Annotated in this window: 13 protein-coding genes; 3 read left to right on the forward strand and 10 right to left on the reverse strand. The window is 63.0% G+C overall.

Annotated elements, in window-relative coordinates; genetic code table 11:
• Window positions 1–44: 44 nt before the first annotated feature.
• The 5 genes from OEZ71_RS11905 to OEZ71_RS11925 form a co-directional block, all read right to left on the reverse strand.
• The gene (locus OEZ71_RS11905) at window positions 45–812 is read right to left on the reverse strand and encodes a squalene/phytoene synthase family protein (RefSeq protein WP_263740215.1); all 768 of its coding nucleotides are present in this window, start codon (window positions 810–812) and stop codon (window positions 45–47) included.
• A complete protein-coding gene (locus tag OEZ71_RS11910) occupies window positions 809–1,519 on the reverse strand; it encodes a class I SAM-dependent methyltransferase (protein ID WP_263740216.1) in 711 nt (236 codons plus the stop codon). Before OEZ71_RS11910 ends, OEZ71_RS11905 begins: the two co-directional genes overlap by 4 nt.
• Window positions 1,516–3,138 (reverse strand): citramalate synthase, encoded by a 1,623-nt coding sequence (gene cimA / locus OEZ71_RS11915; RefSeq protein WP_263740217.1) that lies wholly within the window; start codon window positions 3,136–3,138, stop codon window positions 1,516–1,518. The genes OEZ71_RS11910 and cimA overlap by 4 nt, the downstream gene beginning before the upstream one ends.
• Window positions 3,135–4,556: a cysteine--tRNA ligase gene (gene cysS, locus OEZ71_RS11920; protein WP_263740218.1), complete on the reverse strand. Its 1,422-nt coding sequence runs from the start codon at window positions 4,554–4,556 to the stop codon at window positions 3,135–3,137. Before cysS ends, cimA begins: the two co-directional genes overlap by 4 nt.
• Before the next feature lie 364 nt (window positions 4,557–4,920).
• A complete protein-coding gene (locus tag OEZ71_RS11925) occupies window positions 4,921–5,529 on the reverse strand; it encodes a DUF6778 family protein (protein WP_263740219.1) in 609 nt (202 codons plus the stop codon).
• Window positions 5,530–5,855: 326 nt separating this feature from the next.
• Here OEZ71_RS11925 and OEZ71_RS11930 point away from each other — a divergent pair, with 326 nt between their 5' ends.
• Window positions 5,856–6,731 (forward strand): TPM domain-containing protein, encoded by an 876-nt coding sequence (locus OEZ71_RS11930; protein ID WP_263740220.1) that lies wholly within the window; start codon window positions 5,856–5,858, stop codon window positions 6,729–6,731.
• Window positions 6,732–6,770: 39 nt separating this feature from the next.
• Here the strand turns inward: OEZ71_RS11930 and OEZ71_RS11935 are convergent, their stop codons facing one another.
• Window positions 6,771–7,364 carry an outer membrane protein gene (locus OEZ71_RS11935; RefSeq protein ID WP_263740221.1) on the reverse strand — a complete coding sequence of 198 codons (594 nt, stop codon included), beginning with the start codon at window positions 7,362–7,364 and terminating at the stop codon, window positions 6,771–6,773.
• Window positions 7,365–7,655: 291 nt separating this feature from the next.
• Between OEZ71_RS11935 and OEZ71_RS11940 the strand changes: the two genes are divergently transcribed.
• Window positions 7,656–8,399, forward strand: a complete 744-nt coding sequence (locus OEZ71_RS11940) for an SDR family NAD(P)-dependent oxidoreductase (protein WP_263740222.1) — start codon at window positions 7,656–7,658, stop codon at window positions 8,397–8,399.
• Window positions 8,400–8,501: 102 nt separating this feature from the next.
• On the opposite strand, the gene OEZ71_RS11945 is transcribed toward OEZ71_RS11940, so the two are convergent.
• Window positions 8,502–10,049 (reverse strand): helicase HerA-like domain-containing protein, encoded by a 1,548-nt coding sequence (locus OEZ71_RS11945; RefSeq protein WP_412175629.1) that lies wholly within the window; start codon window positions 10,047–10,049, stop codon window positions 8,502–8,504.
• A 443-nt stretch (window positions 10,050–10,492) separates the two neighbouring features.
• On the opposite strand from OEZ71_RS11945, the gene OEZ71_RS11950 reads away from it, so the two are divergent.
• Window positions 10,493–11,086, forward strand: coding sequence for an invasion associated locus B family protein (locus OEZ71_RS11950; RefSeq protein WP_263740223.1), 594 nt, complete (start codon window positions 10,493–10,495; stop codon window positions 11,084–11,086).
• Between the two features lie 99 nt (window positions 11,087–11,185).
• Here OEZ71_RS11950 and OEZ71_RS11955 read toward each other — a convergent pair whose 3' ends face one another.
• Genes OEZ71_RS11955 through lpxD form a run of 3 tightly spaced genes read right to left on the reverse strand, consistent with a single transcriptional unit; the run spans window position 11,186 to window position 13,765 of the window.
• The gene (locus OEZ71_RS11955; RefSeq protein WP_263740224.1) at window positions 11,186–12,394 is read right to left on the reverse strand and encodes a beta-ketoacyl-[acyl-carrier-protein] synthase family protein; all 1,209 of its coding nucleotides are present in this window, start codon (window positions 12,392–12,394) and stop codon (window positions 11,186–11,188) included.
• On the reverse strand, window positions 12,391–12,654 hold the full coding sequence (locus OEZ71_RS11960) for an acyl carrier protein (protein ID WP_263740225.1): 264 nt from the start codon (window positions 12,652–12,654) through the stop codon (window positions 12,391–12,393). The genes OEZ71_RS11955 and OEZ71_RS11960 overlap by 4 nt, the downstream gene beginning before the upstream one ends.
• Window positions 12,638–13,765 carry a UDP-3-O-(3-hydroxymyristoyl)glucosamine N-acyltransferase gene (lpxD, locus tag OEZ71_RS11965; protein ID WP_263740226.1) on the reverse strand — a complete coding sequence of 376 codons (1,128 nt, stop codon included), beginning with the start codon at window positions 13,763–13,765 and terminating at the stop codon, window positions 12,638–12,640. Before lpxD ends, OEZ71_RS11960 begins: the two co-directional genes overlap by 17 nt.
• Between the last annotated feature and the right edge of the window lie 16 nt (window positions 13,766–13,781).

Below are 13,781 nucleotides of genomic sequence, written 5' to 3' on the forward strand. Positions count from 1 at the left end.
CCAGCCCCCGGCCCCCCCGGAGTACTACAAGACAGAAAGTGGCGTTAGAAGCGGCCGGTCATCGCGCGGTTCAGAAGCGCCCATTTGCGGGCGAGCGGGGAGAGGTTAAGCCTGCCATCGGCAATGCGGCACGGGTCATGCTCTGCCCGTTTCAAGACCGCATCGGCCGTGGCGCCGGACCAAAGTGCGGGCCGGGCGATGCGGGGAATGGCCGCTGCTTTCGCCCGGGCGATGCGGGCACGGCCTTCGGTGGCGAGTGCCCGCAGCGTTTCCGGCCGTCCATCTGCAAAGGGGAAACGTCCGCGCGCCTCCAGTTCCGGCGCGGCGCGCAAGTACGCAGCCAGCCCCGCCCCCCAGGCGAAGTCGCGCACCGGTCCCTCGCATGAAGACGGCGCACCGAGCGTGAGGGCCGCGGCCCAGATCAGATTGCCCGAGGTCTGGTCGAGGTAGGCCTCGAAGGCTTCGCGATCCTCGAATGGATCACGCCAGCAATCCCAACGCCGCGCTTCGGCGATCTCGGCCAAAAGTGGCGCGAGCGTGGGGTCGCCCTGCAACATGGGGGCAAGACACTCGGTCACCGGATGGCCGGGCCGGTCGAATCCCGCGGCGAGATCAGTAATTGTGTCGATCCACCATTGCAGCCGCATCTCGGCCACCATCGGCTCGGATGCGGCCCAAGGAGCGCGGGCGATTTCAAGATTGGCGGCGTAAAGCGGCCAGAGTTTCCACCGCACTGCGGCGGGCGCCGCCATGGTCGCGGCGAACCGGTCGGGATCGCCCTCCTCAACCAGTGAGGCGCAGGCGTCGGTCATGCCGGCTCCACGATGCTCAGAAGGTAGGCGATCTCGGTCGGCGCGGCACGCCAGCCCGCAAACTCGGTCTCCGCCGCGTCGAGTTCGCGGGCCAGATCCGGCCCCGCCCCGATCCTGAGCCGCGCGGCACGCGACATCAGCGGCAGGTAATAGTCGAGCCAGGCGCGCCCGGTGATGACCCGCGTGGCGCGTGTCCTGAAGCCTGCGCTTTCCACGCGCGAGGCGATCTTGTCCGCCGTACCGACGCCGGGACAGTCGGCCCAGAAAGACTCGGCAGCTTTCGACGGCGGATCGGTCAGAAAGACCGGTTCGGAAAAGGCGATGACGCCCCGCGGCGCAAGCGCCGAACGCCAGCGGGTAAGGGCCGTCTCGATGCCAAGAAAGTACACCGCGCCCGCCGACCAGATAAGGTCAGCCTGGCCGGTGATCGCTTCCATATCACCGCACCAAACCCGGACGCGCGGGCCAAAACAGCTGAGCCGGTCGCGCGCCTCCTCGACGAAATGGGGCACTATGTCAAAACCGTCCACTTCCACCTTGGGCAGGGTCGTGGCGAAGGCCTCCATATCCGCGCCGGGGCCGCACCCTGCATCGATGATTTGCGCGGGCGGGTCGATCTGTTCCAGCACCCAGAGAACGTCCTCAGCCGTCCCCGGTCCCTGCCGGGGAATTCCTCGGTGAAGCGTGAAAAATGCCTCTTCGCTCATGCCGGCGTCACACCGTCATGGACGAGCTTCCAGGTGATCGCATCAAGAAGCGCCTCGAACGAGGCGTCGACGATGTTCGGGCTGACGCCGACCGTGGACCAGCGGTGCCCCGCCCCGTCCTCGCTGTCGATGATGACGCGGGTCACGGCCTCGGTGCCGCCTTGCGTGATCCGCACCTTGAAATCGACGAGCTTCATGTCATCGATCGCCGCCTGATAGGGGCCAAGATCCTTGGCGAGCGCCTTGGCCAGTGCGTTGACCGGGCCCCGGTCGCTGCCCGTCTCATCCATGCTTTCGCTGACTGACAGGGTCTTTTCGCCGCCGATCTTCACAACGACAACTGCCTCCGAGAGCGTCACCATACGGTTGTACTTGTTCTTCCGCCGCTCGACGGTGACGCGGTAGCGTTTGACCTCGAAGAAGTCGGGCAAAAGGCCAAGCTCCCGCCGCGCGAGCAGTTCGAACGAGGCCTGCGCACCGTCATACGCGTAACCCTGATCCTCCCGCTCCTTGATGATCTCAAGGATGCGCGACAGGGTCGGATCCTTCGGCGCGACCTCGATCCCGGCTGCGGCAAGGCGCATGCGCAGGTTCGACTGACCCGCCTGATTGGACACCGGGATCACGCGTTCATTTCCGACAAGGGCGGGATTGATGTGTTCGTAGGTTGTCGGATCCTTGAGGATCGCGCTCGCGTGCAGCCCGGCCTTGTGGGCAAAGGCCGACGCGCCGACATAGGCGGCAGAGCGCAGCGGCACCCGGTTCAGGATATCGTCGAGCATCCGGCTCGCCCGGGTGAGGTTTTTCAGCGCGTCCTTCGTAACACCTGTCTGATACCGGCTGGCATAGGGTTCCTTCAAGAGAAGCGTCGGGATCAACGCCGTCAGATTGGCATTGCCGCAACGCTCTCCGAGCCCGTTCAACGTACCCTGAATCTGCCGCGCGCCCGCATCGACGGCGGCAAGGCTCGCGGCGACGGCATTTTCGGTATCGTTATGGGTGTGTATGCCCAGATGGTCGCCGGGAATGCCCGCAGCGATGACCTCGGCGGTGATGCGGCCGATTTCGGCGGGCAAGGTGCCGCCATTGGTGTCGCAGAGCACGATCCAGCGGGCACCGGCCTCAAGCGCCGCCTTCAGGCAGTCGAGCGCGTAGGTCGGGTTGGCCCTGTAACCGTCAAAGAAATGCTCGGCGTCAAAGATCGCCTCGCGGCCCTTCGCGACGAGATGGGCAACAGAGGCGCCGATGTTTTCGAGGTTTTCGTCAAGCGTGATGCCGAGCGCGGTCGTGACGTGGAAGTCATGGGTTTTTCCGACAAGGCAAACGGCGGGCGTATCCGCGTTCAGGACCCCGGCGAGCGTGTCGTCATTCTCGGCCGAGCGCCCTGTCCGCTTGGTCATGCCGAAGGCTGTGAAGGTGGCGCGGGTTTCGGGGCGGTTCTCGAAAAACTCGCTGTCGGTCGGGTTGGCCCCGGGCCAGCCACCCTCGATATGGTCGATGCCAAGCGCGTCGAGCGCCTCGGCAATCTGACGCTTTTCGGGAACCGAGAACTGCACGCCCTGCGTCTGCTGCCCGTCACGCAAAGTGGTATCGTAGAGGTAGAGGCGTTCCGGATTCATCTGAGCGCCTCAAGTTTTGACAAGTCGAAGCCCTTCGCGATTTCCCATTCCACACCCTGAGGTGTGTCCTTCACCACGACACCCGCAGCCGCAAAGCCGTCCCTGAGCGCGTCAGCACGGGCAAAATCCTTTGCCTTGCGGGCGTTCAATCGAGCCTGCAGAAGTTCTTCGATCAACGCCGAAACCGCAGCGTCCGGACCTTCGCTCACCGCCCAGGCCCCCTGCTCATCCCCGAGAAGCCCCAGCAGCGCTGCCGACGCCTTCAGGCCGGCGGCGTCTCCAGACGCCGCCAAAGCGTGCAGTGCCGCAATAGCACCCGCAGTGTTTACATCGTCTGCAATTGCCTCGACGACACTGGAGGCCGGATTAGCGGTCGGCCTAACCTCATTGGTCATCGCTCGCCATTTCCGCAGTGTCGCCTCGGCTTGATGTGCCTTCTCGTCGGTCCAGTCCATTGGCTTGGAATAGTGCGTACCAAGATATACAAACCGGATCACCTCGCCCGGAACCTTCCAGCCGCCGGACCAGTTGCCTTCCAACAGATCGCGCACAGTGAAGAAGTTGCCGAGCGATTTCGACATCTTCTTGCCTTCGACCTGCAGCATCTCGTTGTGCATCCAGACCCGGGCGAATTCGGCCTCAGGGTGGCTGCACATCGACTGGGCGATCTCGTTCTCGTGGTGCGGGAATTGCAGGTCGATGCCGCCGCCATGGATGTCGAATGACTGACCCAGCAGTTCGTGGCTCATCGCCGAGCATTCAATATGCCAGCCGGGGCGGCCACGTCCCCATGGGCTCTCCCAGCCCGGCAGGTCGTCGGTGGAGGGCTTCCACAGCACGAAATCCATGGGGTCTTCCTTGAAGGGCGCCACCTCGACGCGCGCGCCCGCGATCATGTCATCGACCGAGCGGCCCGAGAGTTTGCCATAAGCCTCATAGGAGCGGACACGGAAGAGGACGTGACCCTCTTTCTCATAGGCGTGGCCCTTGGCAATCAGGTCGGAAATCATCGCAATCATCTGGCCGATATATTCGGTGGCGCGTGGCTCGGCTGACGGTGTCAGGTTGCCGAGCGCGCCCATGTCGTCGTGATACCAGCGGATCGTCTCATCCGTGCGCTCTCGGATGAGCTCCTCCAGCGTGCGCGGGTCGCCCGCATCCTTGCGGCGCTGAGCTTCGGCGTTGATCTTGTCGTCGACGTCGGTGAAGTTCCGCACATAGGTGACGTGGTCGTCCCCGTAGACGTGACGCAGCAGCCGGAAGAGCACGTCGAAGACGATTACGGGCCGCGCATTGCCGATATGGGCGCGGTCATAAACCGTCGGCCCGCAGACATACATCCGCACGTTATTCGGGTCGATGGGCGCGAAGACCTCTTTCTTGCGGGTCTTCGTATTGGTGAGCCTGATCTCGGTCATGCCTATATCCCTTGCGCACGCATCCCGGCGGCGGGCTTACCAGTCTCTCGGTTCGATGGAAACAGAAGAACGGCCCGCCTGACTTATGTCAGCCGGTAATGCAGCAAATGCAGATGGTGCCGTTTACCTTCATGGGCTTTTGCATAATGCACTTTCCCAATTCTGCCAAGACTATCCAAGCGAGTTCCGGCCACCGGCACAGCAATTCATTGAGGCGCTCTGGCCAAACAACGGTTGGCGGATCCGCGGACGCGGGCGGCACGATAGTTCGCCAAATCCGTCTGGCTTTATCAAAACGAAAGGGCAACGCCCGGCTGAGCGTTGCCCCTGTTCTAAATGCGCCGCCTGATGGTGCGAATTCAGATCAAGCCCCGACGCTGGAAAACTCCGTCCGCGGGTCTGCGCCAATGCCAAGCCATCCGGCAACGGTGCGCGCGACATGGGCGCTGATCTGGGACTTCTGTGTTTCGCCTCGGCCACGCGCCGCGGCCATTTCGGCCCCGGTCATCGCGCGCAAAGAGGCCTCGATATTGTCCGGTCCTGCCAGAACCTCGCCGGTTCGCGCATCCCGCACTGTGATCATGAACTCAACATTGTGAACGCCGGCAGGGGCCTGTGTCTCGGCCTTCCACGTCATCGCATGGAACCGCAACATGGTGACATCCAGATGGACCGCGCGGCTGCCCTTGGTTCCGGCGGCGCCCTTGCGGATCGCGTTTTCCATCAGCGCGGCCACCTGTGCATACCGGTCACCTGCCGGGTCTTCCCGCCATACAATATCAGCGTTGGGAACAAAGACCTCGGCCTCCGAAACCGTTAGCGTCGCGGGAACCGAAACATTGACGTCGGTAACCCGCCAGTCAGCGGCAGAAACCGGCGCATCATAGCTGGTGCGGAACTGGCCGCCGCAAGCCGCCAGAAAGACGACAAGCAGCAACGATGAGACTCGAATAAACAGATCGCGCAATCGCATCACACACTCCTTCAGTGATCCAACCGGCGAATCAAGTTCACCAGCCCCCGCATGTTTCATATTCAATCATGGCCGATATTTGCCTGCTTTTGGTTAATAGTTGGGATGGGCGCATTGCGTCCCGGAAATGCGCGGCGGTTTTGCAACGATTTTTGGGCATCGCGCGTACCGCATCTGCGGTTTTTCCGCCAAACCACCGAACGAGAACGGGTTTTCCCAGCGGCACTACTGCGTACCAACCGTCATTTGACTGATCCCAATACGGTGTCATGATGAAATGGCGTCGGGAATCCCGACAGGTCTGGCGCCAGACATGGAGGCTCCTCATGTGGCGATTTTGCGCCCTGTTCTGCATCATCCTGTTTCCTTGGGCGGGGCCCGCAACGGCCAATGACTATCCCGCAGTTGCGGACCTTCATTTCAACGATCTTGCCGATCTCGTTGATGCAGAAACCGAAGACGGAACCCGCGCCGCGCTGTCGGCACTTCTGTCGCAGACCGGGGTCGAGATGACCGTCGTCACGATCAGGTCCCGGCAGGACTACGACGCGGCCGGAGATCTTGCGGAATTCGCGATGGGTCTGTTCAACGACTCGGGCATCGGAGACGCCACGCGAAATGACGGCATCCTGATGCTTGTGGTCAGTGATGACCGCGAGACCCGCATCCAGCTCGGCTCTGCCTATGATCAGGGATATGACGTGATCGCGCAGGATATCGTCAGCACCGACATGGTTCCGTATTTCCGCGACGGCGACTATGGCGAGGGGATTGAGCGCGGCGTTGTCGAACTAATTGACCGCGTCGCATTGCCCAACACCGAAGCCGGTGTCACCGGTGGCGCGCCTGACGGGGACACCGGCTTGTTCGAACGCTTCGACGGCTGGCTCTTCGGCCTCGCCTTCGCCGGGATCGCCCTATATGGCCTCTTCGGGCGTAAGATCGGCGACGGGATGACCCGGTTTCGCCGGTGCCCCAGTTGCGGGAGGCGCGGATTGCACAGCGAACGTGGGATCAGACCCGCATCGGATGTAGACGGGCTGCCTTTGGAACTTCACCGGATCTCCTGCCGCCACTGCGACTTTCGCGAGGATCGGGAACCGAGAGCCATGAAGACGCAGACCGGGCGAAGGCGGAGATCCGATCGGGGCGAATTTGGTGGTGGAAAATCTTCCGGCGGCGGCGCCAGCGGGCGGTGGTAGCGGGGGCCACCCCCCCCGCTCCCTAATCACTGACCGGGACTAGAACCGGAAGCCGACATTCACCGATGCGGTCGTCGCATCGACATCCACACCGGAATTGTCGAAATCGTCGAACTGATGGGTCAGAACCTCTGCCCCCACGGTCCACTGATCGGTGATCAGGTAATCCGCACCTACACCGGCGAACCAGCCGGTATCCGAGAGGCTGCTGCCACCGACATCGGCCTTGGCATGGGCTGCACCCGCGGTGCCATAGACCAGTGCACGGCCCAGATCGGCGCCGGCCCGCAGTTTCAGCCGCGCCACAGAATCGAGCGTGTCACCCGCCCCGCCAAGGTCGATATCGGTCCAGTCATAATCCGCGCCGACCCCCAGAACCCAGTTGCCGAAGTCCCAGTCATAACCGCCGCGCAGGCCATAGGTTACGCCATCGCCATCCAGCCCGGTCGCATTCACATCGCCATAGCCAAGCTGGCCGCCGATATAGGCGCCGGTCCAGTCCGTGCCTACGACAACCGGTGCAACAGGCGCCGCAACGGGCGCTTCGGGAAGCGGTTCTGTCAGACCTCCGGCCAAAACTGGGGCGGACAACGCGCCGACAAGCGCCATGCCAAGGGCAGTCTTCGTCAGCATGTGCATTTCAAACTCCATATCTGCTCATGTCATTCCGGCGCGACGGATGGACTTTGGTTCCGATCCTTCAGGTGGACCGATCAGACCGTCACCGGTGAGCGTTACATAGTTTACATCGAAGCTGCCCAAAGGGCGCCTCACAAACGCTTGATAACCATCGGCAAAGACCTGCCCTGGCTGCGCGAAAACCAGCCATGAATGACTGTTATCGGCTGGTTCTTGCCGCTCTGGACAGCAAGGCCCGGCAAATGTTATTTTTGAACAAATGTTCATTTAATTTCGGAGACCGCGATGAAGCTTTCCATTTCTGCTGCTGTGATCACCGGGGGCGCATCCGGGCTTGGCGCGGCAACGGCCGAGGCGTTTCGCAGGGCCGGTGCCGCGGTGATGATCCTCGATCGTGACGCAGGTGGCGCGGCTTTCGCCGAAGGGATCCATGCCGGGTTTGCCGAAGTCGACGTGACCGATGAAGGCTCTGCCAAGGCGGGCATTGACGCGGCGATGAAGGCAATGGGGCGCATTGACGTTCTGGTGAACTGCGCCGGGATCGCGACCGCGGAAAAGACCGTCGGGCGCGAGGGTCCTCACCGGCTGGAAAGCTTTCGCAGAACCGTCGACATCAACCTTGTGGGCAGCTTCAATATGCTGCGCCTCGCCGCTGCCGCGATGGCCGAGAATCCGGGGCCGGAGCGCGGGGTGATTGTGAATACCGCGTCCATCGCCGCCTTTGACGGTCAGAAGGGCCAGGCGGCCTATGCGGCTTCAAAAGGTGGGATCGTCGGAATGACTCTGCCCGTCGCCCGCGATCTGGCGGGCCAGGGTATACGCGTCTGCGCCATTGCGCCGGGCATTTTCGCGACGCCTATGATGAAGGGACTGCCGCAGGATGTGCAGGATAGTCTGGCTGCCGAAGTCACCTTCCCCAAGCGGCTCGGCGATCCGGCGGAATATGCCGCCCTTGCCGGTTTCATCGTCGAATGCGGGTATATGAACGGCGAGGTGATCCGCCTCGACGGCGCGCTCAGGATGCGCTGACATCGGTCGGCCGGGCGTCGGCGAAGCGTCTGCAAAACGTATGGCACGGGCGCGCGGGGCCTTCACCCGACCTTTACGGCCAGCCCTTGCGCGCCCAGTTGCTCAGCGCGACTTGAAGAGCGAGCCGAGAATGCCGCGCACCAGCGCCTGACCCGTCTTGGTTCCAAGCTGGCGGACGAGGCTCTTGCCGAAGGCGGTGGCGAGGCTGTCGGAACGCGAGGACCGGCGACGCGAGGTTGACCGGCCGGTAGCGCGGTCATCGTAGCGGCGCGCCTCTTTCTCGCGGCGGGCCTCTTCTTCCAATCGCTCCTCTTCCTCCTCAGCGCGCGCGGCGGCCTCGGCAGCCTCCGCGGCGCGGGCCTGCAGCCGCTCAAAGGCGGAATCGCGGTCGATCACCTTGTCGTATTTCAGGCCAAGGCCCGAGGACTGGATCACCGCGCGACGCTCTTCGGGCGTGATCGGGCCAAGCTGGCTGGCGGGTGGGCGGATCAGTGTGCGCTCGACGACCGAGGGCACGCCCTTGGCCTCGAGAAACGATGTCACAGCCTCGCCGGTGCCGACCTCCTTGATCGCGGTTTCGGTGTCGAAGCGGGGATTGGGGCGGTAGTTCTGGGCGGCGCTTCGCAGTTCCTTCTGATCTTTCGCGGTAAAGGCGCGGAGCGCGTGCTGCACCCGGTTGCCGAGCTGGCCGAGAACATCGTCAGGCACATCCGCCGGATTCTGGGTGATGAAGAAGACCCCTACCCCCTTGGAGCGGATCAGCCGCGCCACCTGTTCCACCTTGTCGATCAGCGCTTTTGGCGCGTCGTCAAAGAGAAGATGCGCCTCGTCGAAGAAGAAGACGAATCTCGGCTTGTCCGGGTTGCCGACCTCGGGCAGTTCCTCGAACAACTCCGACAGAAGCCAGAGCAGGAAGGTCGCATAGAGGCGCGGCGAAGCCATCAGCTTGTCGGCGGCAAGGATGTTGATCTGACCGCGGCCGTCGGTGGCGGTGCGGATCATGTCGGAAAGCTCCAGCGCCGGTTCGCCAAAAAGACGCGTGCCGCCCTGATTTTCCAACACCAACAACTGGCGCTGGATCGCACCGATCGTCGCCGATGCCACGTTGCCGTAGCGCAGGGCGATCTCGTCCGCGTTCTGGCCGATCCAGACCAGCATCGACTGAAGATCCTTGAGGTCGAGGAGCGGCAGGCCTTCCTCATCCGCCAGCCGGAAAGCGATGTTCAGTACCCCTTCCTGGGCTTCCGAGAGATCCATGAGGCGCGACAGCAGGAGCGGCCCCATCTCGGTTACGGTCGTCCGAATCGGGGTGCCCGACTCGCCAAAGAGGTCCCAGAACGCCACCGGGAAAGATTGATATTGCAGGTCGTAGCCGATGGTCGAACAGCGTTTCATGAAGGCGTCATGCAGCTTTGCGTCCGCCGATCCTGCCACCGCAAGCCCGGCGAGATCGCTTTTCACATCCGAGAGAAAGACTGGAACGCCGGCGGCAGAGAAACCTTCTGCAAGTATCTGGAGCGTGACTGTCTTGCCCGTGCCCGTCGCCCCGGCGATCAGCCCGTGGCGATTGCCGAATTTCAACAAGAGTTCTTGCGGCGTAGCATAGGCTTCGCCACCACCGCCCACGAAAATCCCGGCCTCTGTCAACACGTCCTGCCCCCTCACTCAAACCCGTGGCGGTGCCACAATACAATCTTAACCCCGCCATGCCAGTCTCGATTGCATCCGGGCCGCAATCCTCTTCGCCCGGATTTACTTCCTCCCTGTCAGACTGGCCGCGCCCGCAACGGCGCGGTCTTTTTCCGTGCAAAATCAAATTTGTGCGTCCGGCAATTTTTCCGGTTGACGCATCGGGGCGAACTGAATAGCGTGCCGACCAATGACTAAGTCGGCCTGTCCGACAGGGAGCGAAAGATTGAAGAAGGGCCCCGCACGGGGCCCTTTTTTATTGACGCGACGGGCATATCCCGGGTGACGTTGCGGCAGCTTCCAACATAGGCGGATTGCCGCTTTCACGCTTTTGTCCGCTGACATGCCCCGCGGCACATGATAAGCCCGGGCCGAACTTCACGAGAAGGATCAACGGACCCAAAATGCCTGCATTTCCCAAAACGCTCTCGATGCTTTTCGCGCTGACCCTGGCCATGCCGCTTGCGGCGCAGGAAACGGCTGCGCCCGAGACGACCGAACAGCCGACCTCGCCCGCCGTGGCGCCGGCCACCGCGCCCGAACCCTATGTCAAGGAGAGCTTCGGCGACTGGCAACTGCGCTGCGTTAAGGTAGAGGAAGGCCCGGAGCCCTGCCAGCTTTACCAACTGCTCGAAGACAAGGAGACGGGCAACCCGATCATGGAGATGACCCTTCTGCCGCTGCCCGAAGGCGGTGAGGCCGTTGCCGGCGCCACCGTGATCGTGCCCCTGGAAACGCTGCTGACCCAGAAGCTCAACCTCACCATCGACAGCGGCAAGACCAAGCGCTTCGATTTCACCTTCTGCGCCGAAGTGGGCTGCGTCGCCCGCATGGGTCTGACCGAAGATGATTTGAACGCGTTCCGCAAAGGCAATGCTGCGACGCTGACGGTTGTTCCGGTTGCCGACCCCTCGCGCACCGTAGATGTCGAAATGTCGCTGAGCGGCTTCACCGCCGGTTTCGAAGCCGTGCAGGCGGCAATGCCGAAGGCCGAATAAGACCTGCCTACAGCGGTAGGAAGAATCGAACGCCGCCCTTCGGGGCGGCGTTTGTCATGGGAGCACATGAATCGTCCACGTTTGCCCCCGGTTTCCGGATCAGGCCCTTTTCAGCGCGATCACCGCGTTCAGCCCCCCAAAGGCGAAGGCATTCGACAGGGCCGCGCCAACCTTTGCCTCACGCGCGACATTCGGCACCACGTCGAGCGCACATTCCGGGTCCGGCTCTTCATAACCGATGGTGGGCGCGATCACACCGTTGCGCAAAGCCATGATGCAGGCCAGCAGCTCCACCGCGCCGGTCCCGCCGATCAAATGGCCATGCATCGCCTTCGTCGAAGAGATCATCAGCCGGTCGGCGTCGGCACCGAAAGCATGGGCGACGGCGGCGCATTCGGTCTTGTCATTGGCGGCCGTCCCGGTGCCGTGGGCGTTGACGTATCCGACATCGGCCGGGTTCAGCCCCGCATCGCGCAAGGCGCCCGAGATCGCCCGCTCAGCCCCTGCCTGACTTGGCATCACGATATCGGCGGCATCGGAACTCATGGCAAAGCCCGCCACCTCGGCCAGAATATCGGCGCCGCGTGCGGCCGCGTGGTCCCAGTCCTCGAACACAAAGACCCCTGCCCCCTCGCCCTGCACCATGCCGTTGCGGTTGGCGCTGAAGGGGCGGCAAGCGTCCTTGGACATGACCCGCAGCCCTTCCCAGGCCTTGATGCCGCCAAAGCACAGCATCGCCTCAGACCCACCGGTGATCATCGCCCGCGCCGCGCCTGAACGGACCATCTGAAAGGCAAGCCCCATCGCGTGGTTGGACGAGGCGCAGGCCGTGGCGACGGTGAATGAAGGGCCGCGCAGGTTCCATTCCATGCTGACATGGCTGGCGGCGGCATTGTTCATCAGTTTCGGCACGACGAAGGGATGGACCCGGTTCTTTCCGTCCTCATAGACTGTCCGGTAGTTTTCGTCCCAGGTGTTCACCCCGCCCCCAGCGGTGCCGAGCACGACCCCGCATTCGAGCCCGAGGCGGCCCGAGAAATCGAGCCCGGACTGGGCGACCGCCTGCCGGGCGGCGATCATAGTGAACTGGGTGAAGCGGTCGAAGAGCGCCAGATCCTGGCGGTTGAAATGGGCCTCAGCCTCCCATCCCCGGACCTGTCCCCCGATGCGGATCTGAAGCCGGTCGACATCGCGGAACTCCAACGGACCGATGCCGCAGCGCCCCTCGCGCATCGCGGTGAGCGTGGTTGCGACATCATGGCCAAGCGCGTTGATCGTGCCCGCGCCGGTAATGGCCACGCGCCTCATGCCGATTGCGCCACCAGATCCTCGACCGCCGCGATCACCGAGGCGACCGAAGACATGTCGAAGCTGCTTTTTTCGGGGGCGTTGGCATTGAAGGGAACGGTGATGTCGAACGTCTCTTCGATCGCGAAGATCGCTTCGACGAGGCCAAGGCTGTCGATCCCCAATTCGTCCAGCCGCATCTCGGGGCTGACCTGATCCACATCGAGAACCGCCTGTTCGGCGATGATCGCGATCACCCGGTCCTTAACGCTCACCGTCATCCTCCACGTCTTTGCGCCCTGTCTGCCCCAGACGTGTAACGGCTTCACGAAGTTCGGCGACCTGTTCGAAAAGTCGGCCGAGACGGCGGATATTCTTCCACGCCTGGACATGGGTTTCCATCTTGATGGCCGGATAACCGAGAAGCACGCGGCCCGCAGGGGCGTTCGAGAGGATCTTGGTGCCCCCACCCGCGATGACATCGTCGCCAATGAAGATATTGTCGACGACGCCGCATTGGCCGCCGAGGATGACGCGGTCGCCGATTTTCACCGATCCTGCAATGCCCGTCTGGCCGCAGAGCAGGCAATCCTCGCCCACGACGACGTTGTGGCCAAGGTGAACGAGATTGTCGAGCTTGGTGCCGTTGCCGATCACCGTGGCGCGGATGGTGCCCGCGTCGATTGTGGCGTTTGATCCGATCTCCACATCGTCGCCAATCTCTACCCCGCCTAGCGTATGGATGCGCGACCATTTCTGTTTGCGTATCTCGGTCTGCTGGCCAAGTTTCTCCCGCACTTCCTCGGCGCCCGATTTTTCGGGCGTGACATAGGAAAAGCCGTCACCGCCGATCACCGCACCGGGTTGGCAGATGAAACGGTCGCCGATCCGTACATTGCGGCCGATGCGGGCACCGGAATGGATCAATGCGTTCACGCCGATCCGGCTGTCTGCGCCGATGGTGACTTGACCCGCGATCCGTGCGCCCATGCCGATCTCAACGCTTTCACCGATCACCGTATAGGGACCGATCGCAGCTCCTTCGCCGATGCTCGCCCCTGCACCAACAATCGCCGTGGGATGTATGCCCGGAGCGATTGCCGGGCCCGGGTCCAGACGTTTCGTGATCACGGACATCGCGACGCGCGGGCGGGCCACGAAAATCGCCGCCTTCAAACCCAAGGCCCGCCAATCGGCATCCTGCCACAAAACCGCGACGCGCGCTTTCCCCTGGGCAAGGCCACTGGCATATTTCGGGTCCATCGCCAGGGCGAGGTGATCCGGTCCGGCCGTCGCAGGTTCCGCGGCACCGTATATCCGCAGGTCGAGGTCGCCCTCGGCAGGGGCACCGAGCGCCTCGGCAATCTCTGCGACCGAAAAAGATTGTTGCATCGGACCCTCCTGCGCC

It is taken from the genome of Albidovulum litorale, assembly GCF_025751495.1.
Classification (GTDB): Bacteria; Pseudomonadota; Alphaproteobacteria; order Rhodobacterales; family Rhodobacteraceae; genus Albidovulum; species Albidovulum litorale.

Excerpts from the sequence above, each read along its gene's own strand:
- OEZ71_RS11905 (WP_263740215.1), bottom strand. The coding sequence starts at position 812 with ATGACCGACGCCTGCGCCTCACTGGTTGAGGAGGGCGATCCCGACCGG.
- OEZ71_RS11910 (WP_263740216.1), bottom strand. The coding sequence starts at position 1,519 with ATGAGCGAAGAGGCATTTTTCACGCTTCACCGAGGAATTCCCCGGCAG.
- cimA (WP_263740217.1), bottom strand. The coding sequence starts at position 3,138 with ATGAATCCGGAACGCCTCTACCTCTACGATACCACTTTGCGTGACGGG.
- cysS (WP_263740218.1), bottom strand. The coding sequence starts at position 4,556 with ATGACCGAGATCAGGCTCACCAATACGAAGACCCGCAAGAAAGAGGTC.
- OEZ71_RS11925 (WP_263740219.1), bottom strand. The coding sequence starts at position 5,529 with ATGCGATTGCGCGATCTGTTTATTCGAGTCTCATCGTTGCTGCTTGTC.
- OEZ71_RS11930 (WP_263740220.1), top strand. The coding sequence starts at position 5,856 with ATGTGGCGATTTTGCGCCCTGTTCTGCATCATCCTGTTTCCTTGGGCG.
- OEZ71_RS11935 (WP_263740221.1), bottom strand. The coding sequence starts at position 7,364 with ATGCTGACGAAGACTGCCCTTGGCATGGCGCTTGTCGGCGCGTTGTCC.
- OEZ71_RS11940 (WP_263740222.1), top strand. The coding sequence starts at position 7,656 with ATGAAGCTTTCCATTTCTGCTGCTGTGATCACCGGGGGCGCATCCGGG.
- OEZ71_RS11950 (WP_263740223.1), top strand. The coding sequence starts at position 10,493 with ATGCCTGCATTTCCCAAAACGCTCTCGATGCTTTTCGCGCTGACCCTG.
- OEZ71_RS11955 (WP_263740224.1), bottom strand. The coding sequence starts at position 12,394 with ATGAGGCGCGTGGCCATTACCGGCGCGGGCACGATCAACGCGCTTGGC.
- OEZ71_RS11960 (WP_263740225.1), bottom strand. The coding sequence starts at position 12,654 with ATGACGGTGAGCGTTAAGGACCGGGTGATCGCGATCATCGCCGAACAG.
- lpxD (WP_263740226.1), bottom strand. The coding sequence starts at position 13,765 with ATGCAACAATCTTTTTCGGTCGCAGAGATTGCCGAGGCGCTCGGTGCC.